The following is an 18,838-nucleotide window of genomic DNA, read 5'->3' as shown; positions in this document are numbered from 1 at the left end:
TCTATCCTCGTTGCAGACTGTGAACGTTTACGCGCCGGCTGCGCTGCGACCGGCCAGACACTCTTCCACCACGCGCATTATGCCCTCGGCATGTGCGCGTGAAAATTCGCCATGCGCGGGCACGTACCAATGGTCAGGCAGATCCAGGCCAGCGCACCGGACCGCGTCCTTCTCGGTCATGAGCACCGGTCGTTGATCGCCGAACAACAGGTCGCCTCGGGTCAGTGCCGCGTGGTCCGGCAAGGCATGCGGTTCGATGTCAATGCCCTTTGCCACAAGCGAGGCAAAAAATTGTTCCGGATGACCGATGCCGGCGATCGAATGTACGCTGCGACCGCGGAAGTTGGCAAGCGGCACGCGCAGGCCGTCGCGCAGGCGCACGGCTTCGGTCATGTTCATGTGCATCACGGGTGTGTGCTGCGGCAAATCCATGCCGGCGGGCAAACGGCTCTTGCAGACCACGATATCCGCCTGCTTGATGGCCGCCGCCGACTCGCGCAACGGGCCGGCCGGCAGCCGCCAGCCATTGCCGCAGCCGCGCTCGCCGTCGAGCGTGAGAATCCGCAGATCGCGGCCCAGGCGGTAATGCTGCAATCCGTCGTCGCTCACGATGACGTCAACCGATTTATCACGCAGCAGTTGTCGCGCTGCCTGCACGCGATCCGGCGCCGCCATCACCGGCAGGCCCGTGGCGCACGCCAGCAGCACCGCTTCGTCTCCGGCGACCGAGGCGGCCGTTGCCGCAGTCACCGCGAGAGGCCAGTGCGTCGATTTCCCGCCGTAGCCGCGCGTCACGATGCCGGGGTGATAGCCGCGTGCCTGCAAGGCCCGGCTCAGCCAGATGACCAGCGGCGTTTTGCCGGTGCCGCCGAGCGTGATGTTGCCGACCACGATCACGGGCACGGGCAAGTGCACGGTGCTGAAAATCCCGTGCCTGTAGCAGGCGCGCCGCATCGCGCTCAGCAGGATGAACAGCCACGAGAACGGAATCAGCAGGCGGATCGGCCCGGAACCATACCAGCGGCGCAACAGCCATTGGTGCCACCCGGTGCGCGTCATGTCCGGTGAAAACTCAGGCTACGGCTACGTCGCGGAATTGCATGCGATACAGGCGCGCGTAATGGCCGTTGCGTTGCAGCAGCTCGGCATGCCGCCCGGATTCGATGATGCGTCCCTGATCCAGCACGATGATGCGGTCCGCGCGCTCCACCGTGGACAGCCTGTGCGCGATGACCAGCGTGGTGCGCGCGTGCATGAGCCGTTCGAGCGCCGCCTGGATGTGGCGCTCGGACTCGCTATCCAGCGAGGATGTGGCTTCATCCAGTATCAGCAGCGGCGCGTTCTTGAGCAACGCGCGCGCGATCGCGATGCGCTGGCGCTGTCCGCCGGAGAGCAGCACGCCGCGGTCGCCCACCATGGTGTCCAGCCCCTGCGGCATTTGCCGCACATACTCCATGACGTGCGCGGCCTCGGCCGCCGCGACGATGTCCGCCTCGGTGTGCCATCCCAGGCTGCCGTAGGCGATGTTGTTGCGGATGCTATCGTTGAACAGCACCACGTCCTGGCTGACGAGCGCAATCTGTTCGCGCAGGTCGCACAACGCATACTCGCGCGTATCGTGGCCATCGAGCAGAATCGCACCGGCACCCGGATCGTAAAAGCGCGGCACCAGGCTCACGAGCGTGGACTTGCCGCTGCCGGACCGGCCCACAAGTGCGACGGTCTCGCCGGGCGCTACGCTGAAGGAAATATCCTTGAGCACCGCGCCGTTGGCAGCCGTATAGGCGAAGCTCAGCTCACGGAATTCCAGCTGCCCGTGCGCGCGCGTCAGGGACCGGCTGCCGCCCGCCGTTTCACCCTCTTCATCCAGCAGCTCGAAGATGCTCTGCCCCGCGGCGATGCCCTTCTGCAGCGGCGCGTTGATGTCGGTGAGGTGCTTGAGCGGCGCCATGAGCAGCAACACCGCGCTCAGGAACGAGCCGAAGGTACCCACGGAAATCGTCGGCAACACCGTGGGCAGCGTGGCGATGTAGATCACCAGCGCCATGCCGATGCCAGCCAGCAACTGGATGATGGGACTGGATCCGGCATTCACCAGCACCAGCTTCATGTTGAGATAGCGGTTGTGCTCGTTGACGCGCTCGAAATTCGCGCTTTCCTGTTCCAGACCGCCAAACAGCTTCACCACCCGGTGGCCGGCGATGACTTCCTCGGAAACCCGGGTCACGTCGCCCATGGAGTCCTGGATGCGGCTGCTGTAGCGGCGGAAACGATCGCTCACGAAGCGCACCAGCAACGCTATCAGCGGACCCACCACCAGGATGAACGCCGACAGCACCCAGCTCAGGTAGAACATCCATGCGATCAAGCCGAGGATGGTGAGGCCATCGCGGATCATGACGGTGATGGCATTGGTGGTGGCTTCCGCCACCTGCTCGATGTTGTAGGTGAGCTTGGAAACCAGCACGCCCGACGAGGTGGCATCGTAAAAGCGCGTCGGCAGGCGCAGTAGTTTGCCGAAGGCTTCGCCGCGCAAGCGCTTGATGACGCTGCGCCCCACCCAGCTGATGAAATAGGTGGAAAAAAAACCCGCCACGCCGCGCAACACGAACAACCCGATTACCAGCGCCGGAATCAGCCTGATGCTTTGCGTGTTGTGCTGCACGAAACTCTCGTCGAGCAGCGGCTTAACCAGCGCGGCGAACGCCGGCTGGGTGAGCGCATACACCACCATGCCGAGGACGGCGAGCGCGAATACCTGCCAGAAGGGCACGACGTAGCCCAACAGGCGCCGGTAAACCTTGAGCACGCCGCCGTCGAGGCGCAGAAAACGCATGTCAGTTTTCCGCGGGCGGCTGGGTGGTGAGTATCTGCAGTTGCGAGAATCCCAGTTCACCGGCCACGTTCATCACTGTGACCACCGACTGGTGACTGGAGCGCGCATCGGCACGCAGGATGATGGGCACGTCGCGACGCGCACCGGCCGCGGCCAGCAGCGCGGCGCGTACCGCTTCCGGACTGGTGCCGGTCACGGCCTGCTGATTGATGTAATAGTGGCCCTGGGCATCAATCGTCACTTCGATGCCCTTGAGCTCGGTGGGCGCCGGCGCCACGCTTGCGGTCGGCAGTTCCAAGTTCAGGCTGGTGTTCTGGATGAAGTGCGTGGTCATCATGAAGAACACCAGCAGCATGAGCATCACGTCCACGAAGTTGATGATGTTCAGCTCCGGCTCTTCCCACTGGCGCGCGCGCAGTTTCACGCGCGCCCCTCGCGCGCGCTCACGGCCTTGAGCGCGGGCAGGGCCTGCGGTTCATTGTGCGCGCTGCGCACCGCATGCATGAGGCGCGTGGTCTCGCGCTCCATGCGTACCACGAGATCGTCCACCTTGCCGCGCAGGTAGCGGTACAGAACGTACGCGGGGATGGCGACGGTCAGACCCGCCACCGTGGTGATCAGCGCCTGGGAAATGCCGCCGGCCAGCATCGCCGGATTGCCCAGTCCGGAAGTCGAAATCGCGGCAAACACATGCATGATGCCGAGCACCGTACCCAGCAGGCCGAGCAGCGGCGAAATGCTGGCAATGGTGCCGAGCGTGATCAGGTAACGATCCAGTTCATGCACCACGTGCCGCCCGGTGTCCTCGATGGCTTCGTTCATGGCGCTGCGGCTCGCGTGGCGCTGCTCCAGTCCGGCCGCGAGGATGCGGCCGAGCGGCGAGCCGGCGCGCAGCGCCTGCAAGCGTTCGTCGTCAAGCTCGCCGTTTTTCAGCCAGTTCCACACCTGCGCCGCCAGGTGCTCCGGGGCCACGCGCCGCATCTGCAGCGTCCACAGGCGTTCCGCCACGATGGCCACCACTAGGATGGAACACAGGATGAGCGGCAGCATCAGCCAACCGCCGGATTTGATGATTTCAATCATGCACTGCGCGCCCGCCGCCGAACCCCGGGCATGATACTGGATTTTAGCGGCCCGGCGAATGCCGCCGGCGGCTTACTCGGCCGTCCAGAAGCGCGCGTGATCCAGGCGCCAGCGGCGCTCCACCGCGGGTTGCTGTCCCGGCCACAGGCGCATTTCCACCGTTCCCAAAGACACCGTATCCAGCACGCTCGCACCCGCATCCCGATAGCGCTGCACGATCTGCGGGCTGGGGAAACCCCAGCGGTTGCGATAGCCCACCGGGAACAGTGCGAAGTGCGGCGCCACCGCCGCGATGAATTCCGTGGCGGACGAAGTGCGGCTGCCGTGATGCGGCACCACCAGCACGTCGCTGCCCAGGCGCACCGCGTCGCGCTGCAACAGGCGCTGCTCGCCCTCGCGCATCAGGTCGCCGACCAGCAACGCACTGCTGCTGGCACCGCTGATCTGCAACACGCACGACGCGTCATTGCCACGCGTTGAATCTCCCGCGGCGGGCGACAGCATCTCGAAATGCACACCGTCCCAATCCCAGTTTTGGCCGCGCACACAGCGCTGCGCCCCGGCCACCCGCGCCGGCGCACCGGACAGCACCGGCATGTCCGGCCAGGCGTCGCGCAAACTGCGCAAGCCGCCGGCGTGATCGTTGTCGCCATGGCTCACGATGGTCAAATCCGGCGCACCAAGCGCGCGGCTGCGCAGCCACGGAATCACCACCAGCTGCCCGGCATCGGACTCGGAGAATGCCGGGCCGGTGTCGTACACCAGCGTGTGGCGCGCGGTACGCACCACCGCGGACAGACCCTGGCCCACGTCCAGCAGTGCGAGATTGAATCCGCCCTCCGGTATCACCGTCGGGCGATGCACGAACAACGGCAGGAGCAACAGCGCGCCAAGCCAGCGCGCGGGCATGCGCCGCGGCCGCAGCAGCCAGAGCGTGCCCGCAATGGCGCAGGCGAGCACCAACATGGATGGTTCGGGCGCGCTCCATTGCGCAGCCGGCATATTCGCCAGACGCTCGAACAATGGCCAAGTGATGGCCATGACTCCGGCCGCGAGCTTGAGAATCAAAGCTCCGGCCCAGGGCCAGACGCCCAGGAACACCACGCCCACCAAAACCAGCGGCACCACCAGCAGGCTGTAAACCGGCACGGCCACGAAATTGGCAAGCGGTGACACCAGCGTGGCGCGCTGGAAGAAATACACCAGCAGTGGCAGCAAACCGATGCCCACCGCCCACTGGGTGCGCAGCAACTGCATGAATTTTCCGCGCGTGAGGTGCAGCCGGCCGCTGAATACGTAGAAGATGGCCGCCACCGCACCGAACGACAGCCAGAAGCCGACCTCGCCCGCCGACAGTGGATTGAGCAACAGCACGCCGAGCAACGCGAGTCCGAGCATGTCCCAGGGACGCGCGTGCCGGCGCAGCAGCACCGCACCTGCAATCGCCGCCAACTGTATGAGCGAACGCTGCGTCGGTACCGAGAACCCGGCCATGGCGGCGTACAGACAAGCGGCCAGCAAGGCCGCATACGCTCCGGCCACCGGCACCGGCACGCGCGAACACAACCAGGCGCTGCGCCGCCACAGGAATCGGACCAGCAAAAACACCAGTCCGGCCACGAGTCCGATGTGAAAGCCGGAAATTGTCACCAGATGTGCGGTGCCGGTGTTTTGAAAGACGCGCCACTGTTGCGCATCAATGGCGCCGCCTTCGCCGATCGCGAGCGCCGCCGCCACACCGGCAAACGGGTGATCACCGAGCGCCGTGTGCATGGCCCGTAAAGTTGCGGCGCGCGCGCGCAACAACGGAAAGCGTGCGCCGTCCGCAAGCATCGTGGCCTGTCCGCGAACCGCATATCCCGTGGCGCCGATGCCATGGCGGAACAGCCAGCCTTCGTAATCGAAACTGCCGGGGTTCATGTAGCCGTGAGGCTGTTTCAGGCGCACCTTGAGCTGCCAGTGCTGCCCGGCCCCGGGCACCGATGTCAGATCGGACCAGCTTAAACGCACCAGGCGAGGAATCCCGTGGCCGGGTACACGGCCGTCGAGTCGCTCGACCGCGAACTCGAAGCTCGCGTATTCCGGACGTATCCTGGGAATGGACGCTACCCAGCCGCTCAGGCTGAGATCACGGCCCTCGAGCGCCGGCGCCAAACGCAGATGGAGGTTTTGCTGGGCGGAAAACCAGCACCACGCAAAGCCGACCAGCACCCATATCAGGATGCGCGTTGGTCGCCACAGCCAGAACAGCACTGCCAGGGGCGCAGCGATGAGCAGCACGCCCTGCCCAGAAGGTAATGCCGGCAGTGCCAGCACCGCCAGCACGCCCGCCAACATCGCGATCCCTGCGATTCCCACGATTTCGTCCCGGCCCCCGGAGCATGGAATAATGGGCTTACGCCGTGTGCATCCGCAACTGCATGCTGCCAAGCCCGCATCCGTTTATAGGCTTGTCCCACAGCACTTGCAAACCCTGAGTGCGCCCAGGAGACGCTCCCGCCCGATGCCACGCAAGTTCCTCAACAAGCTGATGCCGGACCGGCAAAAGCTGCGCGCCAGGCTCAGCGGCAAATGGTACGTGCGGCCGTTCCGGAAAAAGCTCTACGACCCGGCTTTGTGGCATGTCAATCGCCACGGCAGCACCGGCGCCATCGCCATCGGGCTGTTCATCTGCTGTCTACCGATCCCCGGCCACATGCTGCTGGCGGTGCTGGCGGCGTTCTACTGGCGACTGAACCTGCCACTGGCCGTGCTCACGGTGTGGTTCAACAACCCCCTGACCTTCGGCGCCATCTACTACGGCAATTACCGCCTCGGTGCCCTGCTGCTGCACGTGCACCACCACCCGTTCCCGCGCCACCTGTCATTCGACTGGCTGTTCATGGAACTGTCGCGCATCTGGGAGCCGCTGTGGCTCGGCTGCATCGTCGGCGGCATGCTGCTGGCGCTTATTGGTTACGTGACCCTCAGCGTGCTCTGGCAGGTGTCCATCCGCATGCGCTGGCGCAAACGCGCACGTCTACGCGCCGCCCAAAAATCGTCGGGGCGCCCGTAACCAGGCCATAACGGCAGAATCACCGCACACCGTGCATGAGTTTCACGATCCAGGGTGCCGCCACCAGATAGACCATGGCAATCGCGACACCCACCACCAGCAGCAACGCGAACACGTGTGAGTACCCGCCGATGCCGCCGCTCGTGGTCATCGCGGCGATCTGGCCGGAGACGTCATAGGCCACACTTACGCCGAAGAACCAACCGCCCATGGCGAGCGAGGCTTCATTGGCCGCCGCGAGCTTGCCGATCATGGCGTAGCCGATGGGCGAGAGCGAGAGCTCGCCCACGGTCGAGAACAGATAACAGACAAGCAGTGGCCACCAACTGATATGGCCGTCGGGGCGCAGCAGAAAATGCGTTGCGCCCAGCATCACGCCGTAACTCAGGGCGACGAGCAGGAGCCCGATGCCGAACTTGCGCGGCGTCGAGGGATTGATGCCGCGCTTGTCCAGCCACGGCCACAGAATCGCAATCGGAACCGCCAAAATCAGTATGTAAAGCGGATTGGCCGACTGATAGAGCGTGAAATTGAAGGGCGCATCCACGTAATCGCGCGCGAAGAAATTCAGCGAACTTGCGCTCTGCAGGCTCCACGCCCAGAACAGCACCAGCGCGATGAACAGCAGCAGCATCGCGATATAGCGATGACTCTGCACCCTATCGCCGCGGCGCACGCTGCTCACGATGAAGTACAGCACCAGCAACGCCATCAGCGCGTATACCAAGATAGCCAGCACGCCGGGATGGGACAAAAGCAGCATGCAGGGGTACGAGAGCAGGACCGTGATCACCACCACGACCGGCGTGGACCAGCGGCGCTGGAAGCGCACAGTTTCGCCGGACGTAACCACGCGCCGGTGTTTCCACTCGAATATCACTGCGGCGGCGGCGGCGCCTACCGCGGCCGGAATGAAGCCCCAGCGGAAACCGTAGTGCACACCGATCCAGTTGGCACACACGAACGGCGCGACAAACGCGCCCAGATTGATGGCCAGATAGAACAGCGTGTAGCCGGCGTCGCGCCGCGGGTCGGTTTTCAGGTAATTCCGTCCGATAAGCACGGTCAGCGGAATACCGAGGCCGGCGGCCAGAATGTAAAACGCCAGCGCCAGCAGGAAAGCCTCGCGCCCCGGCAACGCCATGCACACCAAGCCGATGATCGTGAGCCATACCGACAGGCGCAGCGCCTGCACCTCGCCGAGCACGTTGTCCGCGACCCAGCCGCCGACGATGGTAGTGGCGTACAGCAGCGCCCCAAAACCCGCAAACAACAGATTCGCCTGTTTCAAGGCATCGGCGTGCGGCAGGGACGAAAAGAACGCTTCGGCTACATAGGGCGCAAGGAACGCGCGGAATCCGTAGAACGCGAAATTGATACCGACCGTGGTGGCCAGCAGTGCCCACAGCATGCGCGGATGGCCCAGGAAATCAGATGCGGCCGTCGTGGGACTTTCGTTGACAGCTTGCGGTGTCATGCCATTCGGCCTGTTTTGAATACGCTCGCGATTTCAGGCGCGCCAGGCATGCAAGCGGCCATCTTCCAGATGCAGGACGCGCTGCATGCGACGGGCCAGACGCAGATCGTGGGTCACCAGGATCAGGCTGGTGCCGAAATCGCGGTTCAGTTCCAGCATGAGTTCATGCACCTGATCGCCGGTATGCAGGTCGAGGTTCCCGGTGGGCTCGTCGGCGAGCACCACCGCCGGCTTGTGAATCAGCGCGCGCGCCACCGCCGCGCGCTGGCGTTCGCCGCCGGACAGCTGTCCTGGTTTGTGATTCAGGCGCTCACCCAAACCGACCCGCTCCAGCAAGGTTATGGCCTTGTCCCTGGCTTCTATCACCGGCGCACCACGAATCAGGAGCGGCATGGCCACGTTTTCTACCGCGGTGAATTCCGGCAATAGGTGATGAAACTGATATACGAATCCCACCGCGCGATTGCGCAGCCGGCCGCGCTCGGCATCCTTCAGGCGATTGATGGCCTGACCGGTCACTTCGACTTCGCCGCGGGTGGGCAAATCCAGTCCGCCGAGGAGATGCAGCAAGGTGCTCTTGCCGGAACCCGAAGCGCCCACGATGGCGACCGTTTCGCCCTTGCCTACGGCAAGATCAATGCCGTTAAGCACCTCCACGATGTGGCCGGTTTCCGTGAAGTGCTTGACCAGATCACGACAGCGGATCACCGCGTCATCGTCGGGCAATGCGGCGGCGGTTACGCTATTCATAGCGCAACGCCTCCGCCGGCTGGGTGCGCGCCGCGCGCCACGCGGGATAGAGCGTGGCCAGCACGGTGAGCACGAAGGTGGCAATGCACACCTTGAGCACGTCGCTCACGTAGATATCCGACGGCAGATTGCTGATGTAGTACACGCTCGCCGGGAAGATCTGCACGTGGAACAAGCGACGCGCAAGATCGAGAAGGTTATTCACGTTGTCGGCCAGGAGGACGCCGAGCACCAGCCCCAACAGGGTGCCCAGCAGGCCGATCAAGGTGCCCTGCACCACGAATACGCCCATGATGCCGCGCGGCGTCATGCCGAGGGTGCGCAGAATGGCGATGTCGGACTGCTTGTCGGTCACCGCCATCACCAACACGATGATGATGCTGATGGCCGCCACCAGATCAATCAGCGACAGGATCACGAACATCACGTTCTTCTCGATGGCGATGGCCGTCCACAGATTGGCATTCTGTTGCGTCCAGTCGCTCACGTAGTACTTGCCGTTGAACGTGCCGGAGAGTTGCTGCGCGATGGCCGGTGCGAGCAGGTTGTCGTCCAGCTTGAGGCGCACGCCGCTCACCGCACTGCCCATGCTGTACAGCGTCTGCGCGTCCTTGAGATTGACGAGCGCCAGCGCGCTGTCGTACTGGTACACGCCGGCGTAAAAGATTCCCGTCACCGTGAAGCGTCGCAGGCGCGGAATGATGCCCGCGGGCGTGACGTTGCCCTGCGAAATCAGCATGATCACCTTGTCGCCGGGCACCACGCCCAACGCGTAAGCCAGATCCTTGCCGAGAATGATGTTGTAGCTTCCGGGCCTGAGGTCCTTGAGACTGCCGCTGACGAGCTTCCTGCCCACATCCGATACCCGGGCGTCGTCGTCCGGGATGACGCCGCGCACGATGGCGCCGCTCATGTTGGCGCCGTTGGCAAGCATCGCCTGCTCCTCGACGTAGGGCGCGGCGCCGGTGACATGCGGCACGCCCTGAACCCTGGCCAGCACCGCCGACCAGTTATCGAGGCGACCGTCAAAGCCGGTGATCGTCACGTCCGAAACCATGCTGAGGATGCGGGTGCGCAACTCGTTCTGGAAGCCGTTCATCACCGACAGCACCGTGATCAGCGCCATCACGCCTATGGCAATGGCGATCATGGACATGATGGAAATGAACGAGATGAACTGGTTGCGGCGGCGGGCGCGGAAATAGCGCAGGCCCACAAACAGCGGCACAGGTTGAAACATGGGGCGGCATTAAAACATAAACCGCCCGGCGGGTTCGACCGCAGCCAACATCGAAGTGCATTTCTGAACAGAGCCCGCGACGTCATTCCCTGTTTTTTTGGAGACCTTGGCGGTGGACGGACCCAGGCCCGATCCACCTTTGAGGACCCGACATGCGCTCGGGCTCGCCCTGCCACCGCCGGCAACCAAAGCTTGTTTTTGGCGGACCGCGGCCACGCAAGATAAGGCAGTCATCAGGAAATCCCGGTAACCCAATGCTTGAAAAAGCTTTTTCAGGTCATTTTGAGGTGCTATAGTTAGGGCTAAATCCACGGGGAGGCCGTCCCATGCCGCGCCATGTGATAAAGATTCTTGCTCCTGCCGCTTTGGCCCTATTTGGCTTGGCCGCCTGCGCCCACCACGGCGTAAAGCCCGCGACACCTGTGACCGGTGCAATGACTGCGCCGCAGGCCGCGACGTCCACACATGCCATAAGCGCGACTCACGAAGCCGCCGCCGCAACCGCAGCGCAATCTCCGGCCAGTGCTGCACCTGCAACACCCGCCGTGGCGGCTGCCAGCCATATGCCCGCTCCCTCGGCACAAAGTGCAACACCGGCGGCAGCCCCGACCTCAGCCATGCCGGCTCCGGCTGCACAAAGTACGTCGGCCCCGGGTGCCGCTGCCTCTGCCAGTCCACCCGCAGTCAGCGAGTCGGCGAGTGCTTCCAGTTCAGCGGTACCGACCGCCGCCATGGCTATGCCTGCGACGACCGCTGCTGCAGCTTCCAGCGCTGCATCTGCGCCGGCGGCCACCACCACCGTAACCCCTGCCGGCGAAATGTCCGGTCCGAACCTGCCGGTGCGCGGCATGAGCATGGCGAACGTCGAGCACATCTTCGGCGCACCCCTGCAGAAGCTGCCGGCCGTGCCCGAGCCCGGCACCAAACTGCATCCGCCGATCACACGCTGGATCTATCCGACCTATGTGGTGTATTTCGAATACAATTACGTGGTACACACCGTGCTCAAGGCACATCCGTTCAAGAACGGCGACCCCAACAATCCTTGATCGCAATTGAATTTCAAAACCACACCCGGCTGCAAGCCGGGTGTTTTATATGCGCATGACCCACAGCTACCGGCTTCCGCCCGAATGGGCTCCGCAAAGCTCCGTGATGCTCACCTGGCCGCGCAGCGACGGCGATTGGAGCCCCGATTACGTCAGCGTCGAACGCTGCCACACACAGCTCGCAGTTGAAATCAGCAAACGTGAGCGGGTGCTCATCACCTGCATGGACGATGCGCATGCGGACAAAATCCGCCGCATGGTCAAAACCGCAGGCGGACGGCCTGAACGGCTGTATCTTTACGCCCTGTCCTCCAACGATGCCTGGGCGCGCGACCACGGGCCGATGACGGTATTCAAGGATGACCGGCTGACCTTGCTGGATTTTGTGTTCAACGGCTGGGGCACAAAGTATCCGCATCAGGATGACAACCGGATCACCCAGGCGCTGCACGCGCGCGGCGCGTTTGGCGCCACGCCGCTGGAAAGCTTCGAGATGGTGCTGGAAGGCGGCAGCATTGAAGTGGACGGCGAAGGCACGCTGCTCACCACCGAAAGCTGCCTGCTCAACCCCAACCGCAACCCCACGCTGAATCGCACGCAGATTGAAAGCGAGCTACGGCGTCTGCTCGGTGTGGATCGTATCTTGTGGCTCAAACAGGGGGCGATTGACGGCGACGACACCGACGGCCACATAGACACCTTGGCGCGCTTCTGTGATGCGCGCACCATCGCCTATCAGGCTTGTGATGATCGCAACGATCCCCATTATTCCGATCTGCAGGCCATGGCAGAAGAGTTGCGCGCGCTGCGCCGCAAGGATGGCGAAACTTATAGGCTGATACCGCTGCCCTGGCCGCAGGCCATCCATGACCACACAGGCCGAAGGCTGCCTGCCACCTACGCGAATTTCCTCATCATCAACGGAGCGGTGTTGGTGCCGACATATAATGATCCGGCGGATGCGGCCGCTCTCTCGGCCCTGCAGCCGGCGTTTCCCGGACGCGAAATCGTGCCGGTCATGTGCCGGCCGCTGATCTACCAGTACGGCAGCCTGCATTGCGTGACCATGCAGCTCCCCGAAGGAGTAATTCCCGGTGACTGACCGGGAATTACCACTTTGCCCCTTCTCCCCTTCTCAAGGGGAGAAGTTAGGATGAGGGGTTAAGAAGATACATGACACAGAAACCCAAAACTTTGGTTGTCGCCCTCATACAACAAAGCTGCACATCCGACCGTGCCAATAATCTTGCACAAAGTGTCAAAGGTATCCGCGAGGCCGCCAAGCGCGGCGCCAAGCTGGTGCTCCTGCAGGAGCTGCACACCGGGCCGTATTTCTGCCAGACCGAGGACACGCGCCTCTTCGACCTGGCCGAGCCGATCCCCGGTCCCTCCACGCAGGAACTCGGCGCTGTTGCCAAAGCGCTGGGCGTGGTCATCGTGGCCTCACTGTTCGAAAAACGCGCACCCGGCCTGTATCACAACACCGCCGCCGTCATCGAGCGCGACGGCACGCTCGCCGGCATCTACCGCAAGATGCACATTCCGGACGATCCGGGCTTTTCGGAAAAATTCTATTTCACGCCCGGCGACCTCGGCTTTCACCCCATTGCCACCTCCGCCGGCAAACTCGGCGTACTGGTGTGCTGGGACCAGTGGTACCCGGAAGCCGCGCGCCTCATGGCGCTGGCCGGCGCGGAACTGCTGCTCTACCCCACCGCCATCGGCTGGGTGGAGGAAGACCCGGCGGACGAGCAGGCGCGCCAACGCGACGCCTGGATCACCATGCAGCGCGCGCACGCCGTGGCCAATGGCCTGCCGGTGATGGTGGCCAATCGCGTCGGCACCGAGGCGGATCCCGCGGGCAAGACTACGGGCATCCGTTTCTGGGGCTCGAGCTTCATCGCCGGGCCGCAAGGCGAAATTCTCGCTGAGGCCGGCACTGACAAACCTCAGGTGCTCACGACGCAAATTGATCTCGGGCGCTCCGAAGCGGTGCGCCGCATCTGGCCGTATCTGCGCGACCGGCGCATTGATGCCTACGGCGACTTGCTGAAGCGCTTTCGCGATTAGATCGGAATTTCCGGGTTTGATGCCGTCATTCCCACGAAACCTGTCCTCGCGAAGACAAGGAGCGGGAATCCAGATCCAGAACTGGATACCGGCATTCGCCGGTATGACGATTGGAAAATCCATTGCAAAGCGGCGATGAATGCCGCCACAATTAAGGATGCTCTGATCTATCCGTCACACCGGCGAAAGCCGGTGTCCAGGTTTTAAAAGACTGGATTCCTCCCGGCGAAAGCCGGAATCGCCCCGGAATGACGGAAAACGGATTATTCAGAGCATCCTAGGATACCGTTGCCCCGCTTTGCGGGGTGTCCGCATTTGTGCATTTGGAAAATGAGCATGCCACTGCTGAAACCCAAATTACCCGATGACCGGAACCCGCTGATCCGCTGGGGCCAGTTGTACGGTGGCAGCGCGGCGCTGGCGCTTGCCGAAGCGGCACAAGGCTTGCCTGCCCCGCTGCTGCTCGTCGCCGCGGATGCGCGCGAGGCGGAACGCTTTGCGCAGGAACTGCGCTTTTATCTCGGTGCCGCAACCCTGCCTGTGCTGCACTTTCCGGATTGGGAAACACTGCCCTACGACCTGTTCTCGCCGCACCCGGATATTGTTTCCGAGCGCCTGGCCACACTCGCGCAACTGCCGGAGCTGAAACACGGCGTCGTCATCGTCGCCGCCGGCACACTCATGCAACGCCTGGCGCCGGCCGCGCATATCCTCGGCAGCAGCTTGCTGCTCAAGGCCAGTCAGCAACTCGACCGTGAAGCCATGCGCGGGCGGCTCACGGCCGCGGGCTATGCCGCGGTCACCCAGGTCATGGAACACGGCGAGTTCGCGGTCCGCGGCGCGCTGCTTGACATTTTCCCCATGGGCAGCCCCAAACCCCTGCGCATTGATTTGCTGGACGAGGATATCGAATCCATCCGTTATTTCGATCCTGAAACCCAGCTCTCGCAGGACAAGCTTGAGGAAATCAAGCTGCTGCCGGCACGCGAGTTCCCGCTGGACGAGAACGGCATCCGCGGTTTTCGCCAGCGTTACCGCGCGCGCTTTGAAGGCGACCCGCAGAGAAATCCCGTGTACCGCGATGTGTCCCACGGGCTCGCGCCCGGCGGCGTGGAATATTACGCACCGCTGTTTTTCGACGGCAGCGCGACGCTCTTCGATTACCTTCCGGTGCATACCACGTTGGCGGTACCCGCAGACATCGCCCCCGTACTGCAACAGGCGTGGCGGCAGATCGCCGAGCGCCACGAGCAACGCCGCCACGATATTGAACGGCCACTATTGCTTCCCGAAGAACTGTGGCTGTCGCCGGAAGAAACGCAGGCGGCGCTGCAAGCGCATGCCTGTATTCAGTTGCAGAGTTTTGAAGTTGCCGACGCCGGTGGCGTGAATTTCGGCAGTGTTACGCCACCGCCGTTGCGCGTGGAAACCCGCGCCGCCGAACCGCTGGCGAAATTGCTGGAATTTCTGCAGCAGTTTTCCGGGCGCGTACTGCTGGCCGCCGAATCCGCCGGCCGGCGCGAATACCTGCTGGAACTGCTGGCGCGCCGCGAACTGCAACCTGCAAGCGTGGACGGCTGGCGCGGATTCCTGGCCGGCACCGCGCGCCTCGCGCTGTGCGTGGCGCCGCTGGAACGCGGACTGTATCTGCCGGACGCCGGTATTGCCGTGATCGCCGAACAGCAGTTGTTCGGCGAGCGTGCCCATCCAGCGCATCGGCGCGTTCGCCAGCGCGATCCCGCCGCCATCATCCGCGACCTGACCGCGCTCGCTCCGGGAGCACCGGTGGTACATGCCGAGCACGGCGTCGGCCGCTATCTCGGGTTGCAGACTCTGGAACTGGATCATGTGCAGACCGATTTCCTGGCGCTGGAATACGCCGAGGGCGCGAAGCTCTACGTGCCGGTGTCCGCACTGCATCTAATATCGCGCTACAGCGGCGGTGCGCCGGAAACCGCGCCGCTGCACCATCTCGGCAGCGGCGATTGGGAGAAAGCGCGCCGCCGCGCTGCCGAACAGGTGCGCGACGTGGCGGCGGAATTGCTCGACATCTACGCACGCCGCGCTGCGCGCCACGGTTACGCATTCAAATTCGGCGAGCTGGATTACCGCAGCTTCGCGGAAGATTTTCCCTTCGATGAAACGCCGGACCAGTTGCAAGCCATCGACTCGGTGCTCGCCGACATGCGCGAGGGCAAGGCCATGGACCGCGTGGTCTGCGGCGACGTGGGATTTGGCAAGACCGAAGTGGCGCTGCGCGCGGCGTTCGCCGCGGTACAGGCGGGTAAGCAGGTGGCGCTGCTCGTGCCCACCACGCTGCTTGCGCAGCAGCACTTCCAGACCTTCCGCGACCGCTTTGCCGCATGGCCGGTGCGCATCGAGATGCTGTCGCGCTTCCGCACCGGCAAACAGCAAAACGAAGTGGTCCGCGACCTGGCCGCCGGCAGCGTGGACATCGTCATCGGTACGCATGCGCTGCTGCGCGATGAACTCAAGTTCAAGGACTTGGGGCTGGTGATTGTGGACGAGGAGCACCGTTTCGGCGTGCGCCACAAGGAAAAACTCAAGCAACTGCGCGCCGAAGTGGACCTCCTCACGCTTACCGCGACACCCATTCCCCGCACCCTCAACATGTCGCTCGCGGGGCTGCGCGACCTTTCGATCATCGCTACGCCGCCCGAGGAACGCCTGGCGGTCAAGACCTTCGTGAGCGAATGGCAGGATGCGCTGGTACAGGAAGCCTGCCTGCGCGAAATCAAGCGCGGCGGCCAGGTGTACTTCGTGCACAACAGTGTGGACACCATTGAGCGCGCCGCCGCACATGTCACGAAGCTGGTGCCGGAAGCCGAGGTGCGCATCGCCCACGGCCAGATGCACGAGCGCGAACTCGAGCAGGTGATGCTGGATTTCTATCACCGGCGTTTCAACGTGCTGGTATGCACCACCATCATCGAGAGCGGCATAGACGTGCCGTCCGCCAACACCATCGTGATCGAGCGCGCCGACAAGTTCGGTTTGGCCCAGTTGCACCAGTTGCGCGGCCGCGTGGGCCGCTCACACCACCGCGCCTACGCCTACCTGATCGTACCGCCGCGGACCGTGATGACCGCCGATGCCGTCAAGCGCCTGGAAGCCATCGAGTCTCTGGAAGAACTGGGCGCAGGTTTCACGCTCGCCACCCATGATCTCGAAATCCGCGGCGCCGGTGAGCTCCTCGGTGAGGAGCAAAGCGGGCAGATTCACGAAGTCGGGTTCACCCTCTACACCGAATTGTTGGAACGTGCGGTGCGCGCACTCAAAGAAGGCAAACCCGCGGACCTCGATGCGCCGCCCGAGCACGGGCCGGAAATTGACCTGCGCCTGCCGGCGCTGCTGCCGGCCGATTACGTGGGCGATGTGCAGTTGCGCCTGACACTCTACAAGCGCATCGCGGACTGTGCGACAGATGAGGAACTTCGCGAGCTGCAAGTGGAAATGATTGACCGGTTCGGTCTGCTGCCGCCGCAAACCAAAACGCTGTTCCGCATCGCCGAACTGAAACTGCGGGCCGCGCCGCTCGGCGTACGCAAGATCGAGGCCAGCGCCAAGGGCGGCCGTCTGCTGTTCAACGACAAGCCCAATGTAAATCCCGACACCGTCATTCGGCTGATTCAGCAACAACCGCAACACTACAAGCTGGACGGCAACAACCGCCTGCGCTTTCTCATGGACCTGAACGATCCCGAGCGCCGCATCAATTCAGTGCAGGTGTTGCTGGAGGCGCTGGCGCGCAAAGCTGCGGCGTGATTCACTTCCATCCGCTCATATGCATCGTGGCTCGCAGCTAAATAATCAACGAGTCTGGCCCTATGATTCCCCTGTAAAGGTATAAGCATCCGTGCCACATCGGCTAAGCGTTTGACTGGAACTGGGAATTTTCCGATTGACAGCCGGGTGCGCGAGCGCGACTATTACATTGTCGGCCCCGTCCCGGGGCAGATACATAGTTGGGCTTTAAGTCGCGTCACTCACGAAGGGGAATGTTATGACTCGTTCTCTGTTCCTAGTTTTTTCCGCAAGTATTCTATTCGCCACCCTTGCATCAGGCTGCGCAATTGCGCCAACCGCCGAAACCCAAGCAAAGCAAGCGGAGCTTGAGCGCACAACTCCAATATGCACCAGCGACGTAGATTGTAAGGCAAAGTGGGATGCCGCCCAACTTTGGATCGCTCACAACGCAGGCTATAAACTTCAAACGGTAACCGACGTCCTGCTTGAAACCTACAATTCCGTAGACGGTAGCCCAAACATTGCCGTGCAAGTAACCAAGGAGCCAATCGGGAACGGCAAGTATAAAATTGTTGTTTCGGTCTCATGCGACAACATTTTTGGTTGCGTACCAAACCAATGGGATGCTGCGCTTGACTTCAACAAAACGGTTGGCGCCGCTACTCCCTAAAAAGCAAGCCTAACTATTCGATCAGCTGGGAGAAATGGGGTCAGAGCGAATATCGGAGCTAGAATAAGAACATGAATCAAACACAAGGATGTGTATATGGCGCGCCTGCCACGCTTCTGCTTACCCGGCGTTCCGCAGCATGTCATTCAACGCGGTAACAATCGTCAACCGTGTTTCGCGGCCACCAGCGATTATCGCTTTTATCTCGAATGTGTACGCGCTGCATCCAGACGATACGGCTGTACGGTGCATGCCTATGTCTTGATGACCAATCACGCCCACCTCTTGGTGACGCCTTCCCAAAAGGACACGCTCTCTCGCTTTATGCAGCATATCGGCCGGCGGTATGTTCAGTACTTCAACTTCTGTTATCGACGCGCCGGCACTCTCTGGGAAGGCCGCTATAAAGCAAGTCTGGTGGAAACCGAAAGGTATGTGCTGACCTGCTACCGATATATTGAACTGAATCCGGTCCGGGCTGGAATGGTGGCCGATCCCTCTGAATATCGGTGGTCAAGCTATCGTCGCAATGCCTTTAATGAGAAGGACGAGGTCGTTGTTCCCCACGAACTTTACACTGCATTGGGCACCGATCCATTGTCTCGCTGTACGGCCTACCGAGAGCTGCTTCGGACGCAACTCGACGGGGCAACCTTACAGACCATCCGCGAATGTCTGAATCAGGAGGTTGTGCTGGGTAACGACCGCTTCAGGGAACACATTCACAATGCCCTTGCGCGTCGAGCCAAACCTAGCCGTCGTGGACGACCAGTAAAACAAAGCCGATCACCTGGGAATTTTGAGTGATAGACTTGGGCCGATGGCAATATTCGCTCTGAC

16 protein-coding genes are annotated in these 18,838 nt (G+C 62.7%); 7 read left to right on the top strand and 9 right to left on the bottom strand.

Annotated elements, in window-relative coordinates; all coding sequences use genetic code 11:
• Positions 1-27: 27 nt before the first annotated feature.
• The 5 genes from lpxK to VJR90_04495 all read right to left on the bottom strand — a co-directional run bounded on the left by lpxK (position 28) and on the right by VJR90_04495 (position 6,277).
• On the bottom strand, positions 28-1,059 hold the full coding sequence (gene lpxK / locus VJR90_04515) for a tetraacyldisaccharide 4'-kinase (protein HKV96740.1): 1,032 nt from the start codon (positions 1,057-1,059) through the stop codon (positions 28-30).
• 13 nt (positions 1,060-1,072) lie between these two features.
• The gene (msbA, locus tag VJR90_04510; GenBank protein HKV96739.1) at positions 1,073-2,836 is read right to left on the bottom strand and encodes a lipid A export permease/ATP-binding protein MsbA; all 1,764 of its coding nucleotides are present in this window, start codon (positions 2,834-2,836) and stop codon (positions 1,073-1,075) included.
• 1 nt (position 2,837) lies between these two features.
• Positions 2,838-3,260: a biopolymer transporter ExbD gene (locus VJR90_04505; protein ID HKV96738.1), complete on the bottom strand. Its 423-nt coding sequence runs from the start codon at positions 3,258-3,260 to the stop codon at positions 2,838-2,840.
• Positions 3,257-3,919 (bottom strand): MotA/TolQ/ExbB proton channel family protein, encoded by a 663-nt coding sequence (locus VJR90_04500; GenBank protein ID HKV96737.1) that lies wholly within the window; start codon positions 3,917-3,919, stop codon positions 3,257-3,259. The genes VJR90_04505 and VJR90_04500 overlap by 4 nt, the downstream gene beginning before the upstream one ends.
• A 72-nt stretch (positions 3,920-3,991) precedes the next feature.
• Positions 3,992-6,277 carry a DNA internalization-related competence protein ComEC/Rec2 gene (locus tag VJR90_04495; GenBank protein ID HKV96736.1) on the bottom strand — a complete coding sequence of 762 codons (2,286 nt, stop codon included), beginning with the start codon at positions 6,275-6,277 and terminating at the stop codon, positions 3,992-3,994.
• Between the two features lie 145 nt (positions 6,278-6,422).
• On the opposite strand from VJR90_04495, the gene VJR90_04490 reads away from it, so the two are divergent.
• Positions 6,423-6,974 carry a DUF2062 domain-containing protein gene (locus VJR90_04490; GenBank protein ID HKV96735.1) on the top strand — a complete coding sequence of 184 codons (552 nt, stop codon included), beginning with the start codon at positions 6,423-6,425 and terminating at the stop codon, positions 6,972-6,974.
• A gap of 19 nt (positions 6,975-6,993) precedes the next feature.
• On the opposite strand, the gene VJR90_04485 is transcribed toward VJR90_04490, so the two are convergent.
• From VJR90_04485 to VJR90_04470, 4 genes are all read right to left on the bottom strand, one after another.
• Entirely contained in the window at positions 6,994-8,451 is a 1,458-nt protein-coding gene (locus VJR90_04485; GenBank protein HKV96734.1) for an oligopeptide:H+ symporter, read from the bottom strand.
• Positions 8,452-8,484: 33 nt separating this feature from the next.
• Complete coding sequence (gene lolD, locus VJR90_04480) at positions 8,485-9,201, bottom strand: lipoprotein-releasing ABC transporter ATP-binding protein LolD (GenBank protein HKV96733.1); 717 nt, start codon at positions 9,199-9,201, stop codon at positions 8,485-8,487.
• Positions 9,194-10,441, bottom strand: a complete 1,248-nt coding sequence (locus VJR90_04475) for a lipoprotein-releasing ABC transporter permease subunit (protein HKV96732.1) — start codon at positions 10,439-10,441, stop codon at positions 9,194-9,196. The genes lolD and VJR90_04475 overlap by 8 nt, the downstream gene beginning before the upstream one ends.
• Positions 10,442-10,922: 481 nt before the next feature.
• Positions 10,923-11,297, bottom strand: a complete 375-nt coding sequence (locus VJR90_04470) for a hypothetical protein (protein HKV96731.1) — start codon at positions 11,295-11,297, stop codon at positions 10,923-10,925.
• Between VJR90_04470 and VJR90_04465 the strand changes: the two genes are divergently transcribed.
• The 6 genes from VJR90_04465 (at position 11,290) to VJR90_04440 (ending at position 18,805) form a co-directional block, all read left to right on the top strand.
• Positions 11,290-11,490 carry a hypothetical protein gene (locus tag VJR90_04465; protein HKV96730.1) on the top strand — a complete coding sequence of 67 codons (201 nt, stop codon included), beginning with the start codon at positions 11,290-11,292 and terminating at the stop codon, positions 11,488-11,490. The genes VJR90_04470 and VJR90_04465 overlap by 8 nt on opposite strands.
• Before the next feature lie 49 nt (positions 11,491-11,539).
• Entirely contained in the window at positions 11,540-12,592 is a 1,053-nt protein-coding gene (locus tag VJR90_04460) for an agmatine deiminase family protein (protein HKV96729.1), read from the top strand.
• 71 nt (positions 12,593-12,663) lie between these two features.
• Positions 12,664-13,560, top strand: a complete 897-nt coding sequence (locus tag VJR90_04455; GenBank protein ID HKV96728.1) for a carbon-nitrogen hydrolase — start codon at positions 12,664-12,666, stop codon at positions 13,558-13,560.
• A 330-nt stretch (positions 13,561-13,890) separates the two neighbouring features.
• Positions 13,891-17,346, top strand: a complete 3,456-nt coding sequence (gene mfd / locus VJR90_04450; GenBank protein ID HKV96727.1) for a transcription-repair coupling factor — start codon at positions 13,891-13,893, stop codon at positions 17,344-17,346.
• A gap of 238 nt (positions 17,347-17,584) precedes the next feature.
• The gene (locus VJR90_04445) at positions 17,585-17,998 is read left to right on the top strand and encodes a hypothetical protein (protein ID HKV96726.1); all 414 of its coding nucleotides are present in this window, start codon (positions 17,585-17,587) and stop codon (positions 17,996-17,998) included.
• A 96-nt stretch (positions 17,999-18,094) separates the two neighbouring features.
• The gene (locus tag VJR90_04440; GenBank protein HKV96725.1) at positions 18,095-18,805 is read left to right on the top strand and encodes a transposase; all 711 of its coding nucleotides are present in this window, start codon (positions 18,095-18,097) and stop codon (positions 18,803-18,805) included.
• Positions 18,806-18,838: the final 33 nt, after the last annotated feature.

It is taken from the genome of Gammaproteobacteria bacterium (genome assembly GCA_035279405.1).
Taxonomy (GTDB): domain Bacteria; phylum Pseudomonadota; class Gammaproteobacteria; order Natronospirales; family REEB76; genus REEB76.
Note: the sequence above shows the minus strand (reverse complement) of the source record. Positions and strands in the feature narration are given on the sequence as shown.

What these genes read in the sequence shown, in the direction of transcription:
- VJR90_04440 (HKV96725.1), top strand. Translation starts at nt 18,095, where the DNA reads ATGGCGCGCCTGCCACGCTTCTGCTTACCCGGCGTTCCGCAGCATGTC.
- lpxK (HKV96740.1), bottom strand. Translation starts at nt 1,059, where the DNA reads ATGACGCGCACCGGGTGGCACCAATGGCTGTTGCGCCGCTGGTATGGT.
- VJR90_04475 (HKV96732.1), bottom strand. Translation starts at nt 10,441, where the DNA reads ATGTTTCAACCTGTGCCGCTGTTTGTGGGCCTGCGCTATTTCCGCGCC.
- VJR90_04445 (HKV96726.1), top strand. Translation starts at nt 17,585, where the DNA reads ATGACTCGTTCTCTGTTCCTAGTTTTTTCCGCAAGTATTCTATTCGCC.
- VJR90_04490 (HKV96735.1), top strand. Translation starts at nt 6,423, where the DNA reads ATGCCACGCAAGTTCCTCAACAAGCTGATGCCGGACCGGCAAAAGCTG.
- mfd (HKV96727.1), top strand. Translation starts at nt 13,891, where the DNA reads ATGAGCATGCCACTGCTGAAACCCAAATTACCCGATGACCGGAACCCG.
- VJR90_04455 (HKV96728.1), top strand. Translation starts at nt 12,664, where the DNA reads ATGACACAGAAACCCAAAACTTTGGTTGTCGCCCTCATACAACAAAGC.
- VJR90_04470 (HKV96731.1), bottom strand. Translation starts at nt 11,297, where the DNA reads ATGCTCATGCCGCGCACCGGCAGGTTCGGACCGGACATTTCGCCGGCA.
- lolD (HKV96733.1), bottom strand. Translation starts at nt 9,201, where the DNA reads ATGAATAGCGTAACCGCCGCCGCATTGCCCGACGATGACGCGGTGATC.
- VJR90_04465 (HKV96730.1), top strand. Translation starts at nt 11,290, where the DNA reads ATGAGCATGGCGAACGTCGAGCACATCTTCGGCGCACCCCTGCAGAAG.
- VJR90_04460 (HKV96729.1), top strand. Translation starts at nt 11,540, where the DNA reads ATGCGCATGACCCACAGCTACCGGCTTCCGCCCGAATGGGCTCCGCAA.
- msbA (HKV96739.1), bottom strand. Translation starts at nt 2,836, where the DNA reads ATGCGTTTTCTGCGCCTCGACGGCGGCGTGCTCAAGGTTTACCGGCGC.
- VJR90_04485 (HKV96734.1), bottom strand. Translation starts at nt 8,451, where the DNA reads ATGACACCGCAAGCTGTCAACGAAAGTCCCACGACGGCCGCATCTGAT.
- VJR90_04500 (HKV96737.1), bottom strand. Translation starts at nt 3,919, where the DNA reads ATGATTGAAATCATCAAATCCGGCGGTTGGCTGATGCTGCCGCTCATC.